This window comes from Candidatus Accumulibacter sp. ACC012, assembly GCF_907163155.1.
In the GTDB taxonomy this organism is placed as follows: Bacteria; Pseudomonadota; Gammaproteobacteria; order Burkholderiales; family Rhodocyclaceae; genus Accumulibacter; species Accumulibacter delftensis.
Genome location: NZ_CAJQUC010000016.1, coordinates 183,029 through 192,402, shown reverse-complemented (window position 1 = coordinate 192,402; position 9,374 = coordinate 183,029). Strand labels below are relative to the sequence as shown.

The 9,374-nt window shown below is 64.8% G+C and carries 4 protein-coding genes and 2 pseudogenes; 4 read left to right on the top strand and 2 right to left on the bottom strand.

Going from position 1 to position 9,374, the window contains the following annotated elements; genetic code table 11:
- Positions 1 to 915 precede the first annotated feature (915 nt).
- The gene (locus QZ648_RS16655) at positions 916 to 1,077 is read right to left on the bottom strand and encodes a hypothetical protein (protein WP_291997720.1); all 162 of its coding nucleotides are present in this window, start codon (positions 1,075 to 1,077) and stop codon (positions 916 to 918) included.
- A gap of 2,634 nt (positions 1,078 to 3,711) precedes the next feature.
- Between QZ648_RS16655 and cobJ the strand changes: the two are divergent.
- Positions 3,712 to 4,638 (top strand): annotated as a pseudogene (gene cobJ, locus QZ648_RS16650) (precorrin-3B C(17)-methyltransferase).
- 13 nt (positions 4,639 to 4,651) lie between these two features.
- Here the strand turns inward: cobJ and QZ648_RS16645 are convergent.
- Positions 4,652 to 5,205 (bottom strand): annotated as a pseudogene (locus QZ648_RS16645) (YaeQ family protein).
- 279 nt (positions 5,206 to 5,484) lie between these two features.
- Between QZ648_RS16645 and QZ648_RS16640 the strand changes: the two are divergent.
- The 3 genes from QZ648_RS16640 to QZ648_RS16630 are packed head-to-tail and all read left to right on the top strand — an operon-like array spanning position 5,485 to position 9,356.
- Positions 5,485 to 8,493 carry a CHASE domain-containing protein gene (locus QZ648_RS16640; protein ID WP_291997719.1) on the top strand — a complete coding sequence of 1,003 codons (3,009 nt, stop codon included), beginning with the start codon at positions 5,485 to 5,487 and terminating at the stop codon, positions 8,491 to 8,493.
- Complete coding sequence (locus tag QZ648_RS16635; protein WP_169065748.1) at positions 8,483 to 8,872, top strand: response regulator; 390 nt, start codon at positions 8,483 to 8,485, stop codon at positions 8,870 to 8,872. Before QZ648_RS16640 ends, QZ648_RS16635 begins: the two co-directional genes overlap by 11 nt.
- Positions 8,865 to 9,356, top strand: coding sequence for an Hpt domain-containing protein (locus tag QZ648_RS16630; protein ID WP_169065747.1), 492 nt, complete (start codon positions 8,865 to 8,867; stop codon positions 9,354 to 9,356). The genes QZ648_RS16635 and QZ648_RS16630 overlap by 8 nt, the downstream gene beginning before the upstream one ends.
- The last annotated feature ends 18 nt before the right edge of the window (positions 9,357 to 9,374 follow it).

Below are 9,374 nucleotides of genomic sequence, written 5' to 3'. Positions count from 1 at the left end.
ACGATGGTTGACTTCGTCAAGGCCGCGTTCGTGAGACCGCGGTCAAGCAGCAGATAGCCGCATCTACTTTGGACGATGTTGCAAACTGGCCAAGATGTCGCGGGCCTGGCCGTGACACTCCTGAACAATCGATCGCGATGTCCTCACGAATCGGCGCAGAGCTGTCGGCGCGCCGCGGACCCGTCGACGCCTCCGCAAGGCCGAAACCGCCGTTTTGCCGCCGGGGGGAACGCCTGGCCGTTCTCGTGCTGGCCGAAGCTTTCCACCGCGGTTGGCCATGGCGCGCATTCGCAGTCTACAGCCTGCTACCGGGCAATCTATCTATTGACCATCCTGGTTTTGCCGATTTTCGTAAGTTCCGTGTTTACATGTTCGTGGAAGACACATGAAGCCCCTCGAACCTGTGCCGTTAATCCGGCATTCCGTACTACGGCTGGGCTGGCTGTCCGACGCCGCACTCCAGCGCCTGGCTGCTGCCCGAACTGGTGATCGCGCCGCCGCACGCTCGCCTGTGCTCCTCACTTACCACAGCAGTCACTGCGCGCATGGACTGCGGCCTCGGCCGGTTGGCGATGGGGCCAGGACGTGCGCTCGCCGTGATGGCCATCGTCGCCGTGTGGGCCGACCTCGACCCGCTTTCCACGTGCTCGGCGCCCTTGCTGATCGCAATCTGGTGCCGCCCAAATCGAGAAGTTCGCCGGTGCCCAGAGGAGATTCCAACCGTCAGATGCTTGCCACGTTTTCGCAAGCCCTGCAGACCTGCTCATTTGCCTCCTTCCACTGGGTCCGGCTTGCGCTGGCGAGTGGCACCCTCGTCGCGGCGCCGACCATGGCCTCGTATCCGCCTGCGGGGCGAATGCCCGTATCCGCTGGTTGGCCGTTTTCCACCGGCGCCCAGAACACCCCGGCGAGCGGCTAGGCACGGGCCTTGATCGCCGCCGCCATGGCACAGGAGGTCAAGTTGTCGTTGGCCTGCCGGCTGCTGTTGCCCGGACGAGCCAGCTTTTCCCCGACCTGACGCCTGCAGAGGGCGCCGAGCGAGGAGTTTTGCCGAGCGACGTCCTGCTGGTGGAGCATCTGCAGCCTCTCCGGGCAAGGGCTTTCGGTCGCGAAGACCGCGAGTACTGCAGCGCGCAGCCGGAAAAGGGCTTGATCACCAGCGGAAGCGCGTGTCCCTGTCGCTCGCCAAGTTCGCCTGGCCGCGGCGCGAGGTCTGGGACATCGCAGTGGCCGGCTTCCTGATCAGTTTGGCCTGGAGCGTGCGGCAGCTGGGGCGCCGCAGGGACACGTCTGGGGCGATCGAGAAAACGTCGCCGTGCGGCGCATGCTCGCGCCACGCGTATTTTTCAGTTCAGCAACTACAACCCTGTCGAAGTCGGCGCCGCATATCTCGCTGACTGGCCTTACCCGGACGCCGTCTTTCATCGGATTTATCCGCGGCTAACTCGCCGACTATCGCGCTGATTCTCGGCCGCCTGAAGCCGGGCGCCGCGTGGTGATGATTTCTCACCCATCGAAAACTTGGCTAAACGGCCACCACACCCTGACCTGCGGCCGGCGCCCCTCTGGGAGCTCGATCCATTGCAGGCCAGTCGCAGCCCGCCGTCTCTGACATCACCGGCTGCGCCCAGAAACCCGTTGTGGATCCTCATCGCAAAAAGGCAAAAGAATGCCCTCCTATGTAAAAAAACTGATCTGCGCCTCGCTTTGCCCCGGCGACCCACGACACTGATTACTCGTCGCGCCTGGGCGGCGCTGCAGTCCGGCGCGCGCTGGCTTATCCGGTGAAAAAAGCCGAGGAGAGTTCCTAACGCGGCCATTGTCCGCGTGGCGTTATCGCTGTTCCGGATGATTCCGAGCAACGGTTTTTCGATTGACCCCGAGCCGGCGATTCTCCGCCAAGTCCTGGGCGCGCGCTGCCGCGCGCAACCGTCGGAACCTGCTCCGCCCTGGGCGCGACCTGGTGTTCCTTGGTCGCAGGCGACGTCCTCGCCTTTCTTTTCACTTTTGGTCCACCAGCGCGCGTCGTCGCGAACTGGCGCCGAATTGCTCGTCGAGACCATCCCTGCGTCAGCTCCTTCGTGCCGCCGATCGAGTACCGGCACACCCTGTCCGATGAAGGATCTAAACCCCTGTGCGGTGATCCCCGCCGCCTCGGCGTTGCCGTCAATCTACCCATATTCTCTGACGAATTCGATACGCTGGTCTTGCTCAAGTCAAGCCCCCTGCTCGACGAAGTCATCGACTGCTGCTCGAAAGGCGCGGCCTGCTTGGCACACCGTGCTTCGTCGTCGAAAAGTCGGGGGCGCGCCCGACGAGTCGCATCGTCCGCGTAATGCCCACCTTAAAGTGGAAAGCCCATTAACCCTGTCGCTGATGCTGTGCACCACCCCACGACGTGTGCGCGGCGATTGGCCGGCCGGTGGTTGCCTCACGCGCAGGAATCGCTGGCACGCGCTTGCATGAGCTGGCCTCGTGTGTCCATCACCTTGCATGCATGGCCCTGGTCCGGCAATGTCTTCACGGCGCTGCCCGGGGCGTCCCTGGTTCGCGCCCGAGAAAGTTTCGTCCGAGGCCGAAGCCGTATGCGCCGGCTCCGCACACTTTGCTACAGCGGTAAATGTCGGTGACAGGTCCAGCGCTGTTTCGCCGCTTTCACGGGTCGTCTGCAATTGTTCTCGCTAGGTGCCGTCCGTTCGCCTGATCGGCCGCTCTGGTCCAACAAGGACACTGAGTCCTCGGTTTCGTGGTCTCGACATCGGCCGGCCGTTTCGTCATTCCGGGGCTCTCCGGGCCTGTCGGCGGCGCCCATGCGGCCTGGCCGTACACCTGGCCGCTCGCTCGCCCTGGGCGACGGCTGGCGTGCCACTGCCTCGACGCGCGCCCCATGACTCTGGCGTAGTACCTCCTCGTCCGCGAGCTTGCTTTAAGATCGAGGCCTAAGCAGCCGGCCATCGTTCGTGTCCATCGCCGTCGGTGGTCATGATGAATCTGTCGCCGTTTCCCGAAGACGGCAGCGGCGACTGGTTGGCGCAGCATGCCAACGGCCGCAGTGGCCCCTTCCGCCACCCTGCAACGCTTCGGGCGCCATCGAAGATGTCGCTCTCCGATAGGCGTCGCCGGCGTGCTCTTTATCAGCCAGCGCGCCATTGCCGGAAGCCTATGCTGAGCGGCTGGCCGGCAAGGCAGACTCAATCTTACCGGCCGGTGAATGTGTCCTTGACGGAGACTGGCCAGCGTAAAACCGCGCGGCCGGCTCTCGCAGCGTTGGCCTGGTCTGCGACCGCGGCCGCCTGCGCGACCATTGCCCAGGCCGTCGATGAGGCGCTGTTTGGCGTGCGGCGGGCACACTCGCGATGTGCAACGGCGGTGTGCCACAGCCTCGACCTTAAGGCAGATTAAGTCGGCCTGCTGCATCTGGTCGCGGAGCGCGGCTGTCGCGTCTGCTTTTAACCCGGCAGCCGAACCGGCTGCCCGTGGGATGTTCCCAACCCCTCGGAACCGTGCGCAGCACATTCATCGCACAGGCTGCTGGTCTGCGAAGCGGCAACTTGCTCGCCGGTGGCCCGACAGGCCGATCTGATGTTCGAAAACACCGCTTAGCGCGGCCGACGGCGCAACGCACCCTCTCCATTTCCCGAATTCAGCAATCACCAATCACCAATGAGTCCCAATGAACGCCACTGACCCCATCAGGAAGCAGGAAAAATCATCCTCATCGGTTTCGGCCCCGGCGCCAGGAACACATGAGCTACCGCGCGCGCGCGGCGATCGCCGAGGCCGACGTGGTCATCGGCTACGCCACCTACATCAAACTGGTGAAGGAGCTGCTGGACGGCAAACTGGTGATCCGCAAAGGCATGACAGAAGAGATCGATCGTTGCAACGAAGCCTGGGAGCACGCCCGCCAGGGCAAGATCGCAGCAGTCATTTCGTCGGGTGACATCGGCGTCTACGGGATGGCCGGACCGACTTACGAGGGTCCTCCTGCAAAGCGGCTGGCGGCCCGGCTCGGGAATCGAGGTCGAAGTCGTTCCCGGCGCGACGGCGCTGTCGGCCTGCGCGGCGCTGGTCGGCGCGCCGCTGACGCACGATTTCTGCTCGATCTCGCTGTCCGATCTGCTCACCCCGTGGCCGGTCATTGCCCGCCGGCTCGACGCCGCGGCGCACGCCGATTTCGTCCTCGCCCTCTACAACCCCAAGAGCGGTCGGCGCACCGGCCAGATTGTCGAGGCGCAGCGCATCCTGCTGCGCCATCGCTCGCCAGAGACGCCGGTGGCCGTCGTCAAGTCCGCGTATCGCAAGAAACAAGCCATCCAGATGAGCACCCTGGCGCAAATGGCCGAATGCGAGATTGGCATGTTGACCACTGTGTTGATCGGCAACAGCAGCACTTTCGTTCAGGATGGCCTGATGATTACCCCGCGTGGCTATGCCAACAAGTATGTCGACTTCGGCGGCGAGGCGCTGGCCGGCGAACAGGCCGGTCGTTCGCTGAGCCTGGGGCTCGATGGCTGGAAAGCCGACGTCCGTGAACGTCTGGCGCAGGGGCAGGGCGCCGGCGAAATCGCCCGCTTCTTCGATCTGCCGCTGGCCGAGATCGAGGCGGTGATTGGCGAGCTGCCGTCGCCGTCCTGAGTGCGTGGCGCCATCACTTGTCGGCGCCGGCATGCATCCACGCCGTCGGCTCGACAGCGACGTTTTTCCTTGCGTCGCTCAGCCACATCTGGCCATCACTGATCATGCAGGTGATGTTCATGCCGCGTTCGGCCAGCGCCGCGAGTTCGCTCGTCGCTTCGCGCGGTAGCTGGAAAATGCTCAGGTTCTCGCAGCGGGCGAGTGCATTGCTGATTTTCGCCCACCAGATGCCGGCTTTGTGGCCACCATAGGCATAGACGACCACCTGCCGCGCTCGCCCGCAGGCCTTGCGCAGGTGTTTTTCATCGGGCAGGCCGACGTCAATCCATAAATCAATTCATCGGTCGGCGATTTTTGCCAGAGATCGGGTTCACCTTCGGTGGACAGCCCGGTGGTGAACTGCAGGCTGTCGCTGGCATGCAGGGCAAAGGCCAGGAGGCGCACCATCATGCGTTCGTCGGTTTCGGAGGGATGGCGGGCGAGGGTCAGTGCGTGCGTGGCGTAGTAGCCGCGATCGGTATCGGAAATGGTCAGTTCAGCTTTGAAAATGGTGGCTTTCAGTGCCATGCGCGGGCTCCCTTGAAGGTCGCCAGTGTGCGCGAAAGGCGCGGCTCGAACAAGTTGCCGATCGATTAGTGGGTGGCCGACCGGCAGTGCCGGGAGTGCAACGGGCTGCCGCTGGCGACATCGCCACGCCGTCAGAAAAACCTTGATTGACCGCTGTTTACTGCCGCCCCTATACTCGTCATACGGCTATTGAATGGTCGTGCCCGGGAGGGTGCTATGTGCCGCGCAGGTGGCTGCTTCGTGCGGCGCGTGGACGGGGGCTGGCGGCGGAGGTCGTAAATGGCATGGTTCAGCATGCAACGTAGCGCAGTGCTTTCTCTCTTCGCTGGTCTGGCCTTGACCGCCTGGGCGGCGCAGTGGGCCACCGGCATCGCGGAAAGCGAAGCCCGGCAGGAGTTCGAACAGGCTTCGGCGATACGTGTGCTGCAGCTAGACAAACGACTCGATGCTTACGAAGGGGTGTTGCGCGGGCTGCAGGGCTTTTTCGCCGGCTCTGCCGAAGTCGACCGTAGCGAGTTCCATCGCTATGTCGCCCGTCTCGAACTCACCGAGCGTCTCCCCGGCTTTCAGGTGGTCGGTTTTGCGCGCCGCGTTGCGCTCGCCGAGCGTGCTGCGTTCCTCGCGGCTGTTCGTGCTGATCGCCACCTCGTTGCCGAGGGATATCCGGCATTTGCGCTCCGCCCACCAGGCGCGCGGCCGGAGTACCTGGCCATCGAGTACACCGAACCGGCGCAGGGTAACGAAGCCGCTATGGGCCTTGACATGCTCAGCGAAAGCGCGCGTCGAGGCGCCGCCGAGCGCGCGCGCGCGACTGGCGCAGCGGCGGCCACGGCGCCGCTGATCCTGGCCCAGGAAACCGGCCGGCAGGCCAGCTTTCTGTTGATCTTGCCGATCTACCGTAATGCGGCGCCGATAGCGACGATGGACGAACGACAGGAAGCTTTCCTTGGTGTCGTTTACGCGGCCTTTCGCATGGAGGACCTGGCCCGCGGCATTTTCGGCGACGATGCGCAGCGCCTCGACCTGGCGGTCGACGATGTCGGCCTCGTTGGCACAGCCGCGGGCGGCGTTGCTGACGCGCAGCCCCTGCTGCGCTTGTCGCCCTCGGCGAGCAAGGTCGAGGGCGCGCCTTACAGCAGCGAAATGCTGCTCAATTTCGCCGGTCGACAGTGGCGACTGCGCATTGCTGCCAACGCCGCGCCGGCCGCAGTCCAGCGTACTGCGACGGTGGTTCTCGCTGGCGGTGCGCTGGTCAGCATCCTGCTGTTCGCCCTCCTGCAGACCTTCGCCGGATCGCGCGCGCGCGCGCTCGAACTGGCCGACGCCATGACCCACGAACTGCGCGAATCGGAGGCCCATACCCGGGCCGTGCTCGACAACACTCTCGATGCGATCATCACCATCGACGAGCGGGGGCTGATCGAAAGCTTCAACCTCGCCGCCGAGAAGCTCTTCGGCTACGCCACCAAGGATGTGCTCGGGCACAATGTCAAGATGCTGATGCCCGCGCCTTACGCCAATGCTCATGACGGTTATCTCCGTGCTTATCGGCAAAGCGGGGTGCGCAAGATCATTGGTCTGGGCCGCGAAGTCCTTGGCCAGAGTGCCGACGGCAGTTGTTTTCCGATGGAGTTGGCGGTGACCGAAGTGGTCGTGAACGACCGCCGCCGTTTTATCGGGCTGGCGCGTGACATTACCGAGCGCAAGAAAATGGAGCAACTCAAGAATGAGTTCGTGTCCACGGTCAGCCATGAGCTGCGCACGCCGCTGACGTCGATTCGTGGTTCGCTGGGCCTGCTCGAAGGCGGCGTCGGCGGCCAACTGCCGGCGCCGGCGAAAGCGCTGATCGGTATCGCCGCCAACAACTGCGATCGCCTGGTCGACCTGATCAACGATATTCTCGATATTGAAAGAATTGCCTCGGGCAGGATGAGCTTCCAGTTCGCGACGCAGCCGCTGTTGCCCTTGATCGAGCAGGCGCTGGTGGCGAACCAGGGCTTTGCCGTACAGCATGAGGTGCGCCTCGAACTCGTCGCTCGCCTTGCCGAGGCCAGGGCGCGCATCGACGCCGATCGTTTTCTGCAGGTGCTTGCCAATCTGCTCTCGAACGCGGCCAAGTTTTCGCCGCCTGGCAAGGCGGTCGAGGTCTCCTTGCTGCGCCGCGGCGATTGCCTGCGCATAGAAGTTGCCGATCATGGCCCAGGCATCCCGGAGGCCTTTTGGGCGCGGATTTTTGAGAAGTTTTCGCAGGCCGACGGGTCGACGACGCGCGCCAAGGGCGGTTCGGGTCTTGGCCTGTCGATCTCGAAGGCGCTGGTCGAGCGCATGGGCGGTGCCATCGGCTTCAGCAGCGAGCCGGGTCAGGGCGCCCGTTTCTGGTTCGAGTTGCCGGAGGTCATGGCCGAGAGCCCGTCAATGATCGTGCCGCTGGCGAGCGCCGACGCACCACGGGTACTCGTTTGCGAAGACGATGCTGCCGTCGCGCAGCTCCTGGCGACGGTGTTGAAGCGTGCCGGATACGAGGTCGATCTGGCAGCAAGTGCGGCGCAGGCTAGAGAGTATCTCGGCAGCCGTCAGTACGCGGCGATGACGCTCGACATGGCTCTGCCCGACGAGACCGGTAGCGACCTGCTGAGCAGCCTGCGTGCCGCCAAGGGCGGTTTCGTGGTGCCGGTAGTGGTCGTCTCAGGATCGCACGATCTGGCGACGCCAGCGCTCGGTGGCGCCCTGGCGGTGGTCGACTGGCTCGACAAGCCGGTCGATGTGCAGCGACTTACTGCCGCGCTGAAGCGGGCGATTCACGCGCCGGCGTCGCGGTGCGCGCGCATCCTGCATGTCGAGGACGACGCCGATCTGGTGCACATCGTTGCCGCCCAGTTCGGCAGCCTGGCAGAAATCAATGAGGCGCGTACGCTGTCCACTGCCAAGGACGAACTGGCGACGCGGACTTTCGATGTGGTCATTCTCGATCTTGGCTCGCCGGACGGCTCGGGGCTGGAACTTCTGCCAGTGATCCAGGGACTGGAGCATCCGCCACCGGTGGTCGTCTTTTCTGCCAGCGACACCGCGACTCGAGTCGATGTGCAGCAGGCGGTCGCCGCCAGCCTCGTCAAGTCGCGTACCTCCAACGAGCGGCTGCTACAGATCGTCCGTGAGTTGACGCAGCCGGCGCACGCGGCTCGAGCAGAGGAATCGGCTGCAGCAGCCGGAGTCCGGCGGCGGCCGGTGACGGTCGACGGGGAAGAGCAGGAGAAGCATGACAATAAGGAGAACGACGATGAGCGCTAGCTTGCAACGGATACTTTATGTCGAGGACGAAGTCGATATTCGCACGGTCGCCAAGTTGGCGCTGGAGGCCGTCGGCGGTTTCGAGGTCGAGGTCGCCGCTTCCGGAGACGAGGCGCTGCTGCGTGTGCGCGACTTCGCGCCCGATCTGCTACTGCTCGACGTCATGATGCCGGGCATGGACGGGCCGGCGACCTTGCGCGCTTTGCGTGCGCAGTCGCAAACGGAGTTCGTGCCGGCGATCTTCATGACCGCGCGCGCGCTGCCCGGCGAGGTCGCGGCGCTCAAGGCAGAGGGCGCCTTGGGTGTGATTACCAAGCCTTTCGATCCGATGGCGCTGGCCGATCAGGTGCGCATGTTCTGGGAGGCTCGCGATGCCTGAATTGCCCGCCGCTGCTGCCGCCCAACTGGCGGCGCAACTGGCCGAGCTGGGCGAGGAATTCCAGCGCTCGCTGCCGGCGCGAGTGGGCCAGATCGAGGCTGCGGTGAAGGCTCTCGGCGCGAGCTGGACGGATTGCGCGGATGTGGCGGGCAGGGAGGGTTGGGAAGCGGCGCTGCGCGAACTGTCTGCCGCCGCGCATCGTCTCGCTGGCGCCGCCGGAACTTTCGATCACCCCGCGCTCGGCGCAACGGCCCTCCAGATGGAGGCGCTGGCGCGCCAGCTGCAGGCCGAGCCGGCAGCACGAGTCGTGGGCAGTGCCAGTGCCAGGGAGACCTTCGCTCGCCTTCTGGCGACGCTGAAGGCGGCGGTGGACGCGGCGCCCTTGCTGATCAGCACGACAGTGGGCGCCGAAAGCGTGGGCGGTTTGGCGGCTGCTCCGGCGCTACGGCCGGCGCCTGTGCTGGTCGTCGGCGACGACGAATGAGCGCCAGCGCCTTGCTCG

Bases quoted from the DNA above. Each gene is read 5' to 3' on its own strand.
- QZ648_RS16655 (WP_291997720.1), bottom strand. From the start codon at position 1,077: ATGCTCCACCAGCAGGACGTCGCTCGGCAAAACTCCTCGCTCGGCGCC.
- QZ648_RS16640 (WP_291997719.1), top strand. From the start codon at position 5,485: ATGGCATGGTTCAGCATGCAACGTAGCGCAGTGCTTTCTCTCTTCGCT.
- QZ648_RS16635 (WP_169065748.1), top strand. From the start codon at position 8,483: ATGAGCGCTAGCTTGCAACGGATACTTTATGTCGAGGACGAAGTCGAT.
- QZ648_RS16630 (WP_169065747.1), top strand. From the start codon at position 8,865: ATGCCTGAATTGCCCGCCGCTGCTGCCGCCCAACTGGCGGCGCAACTG.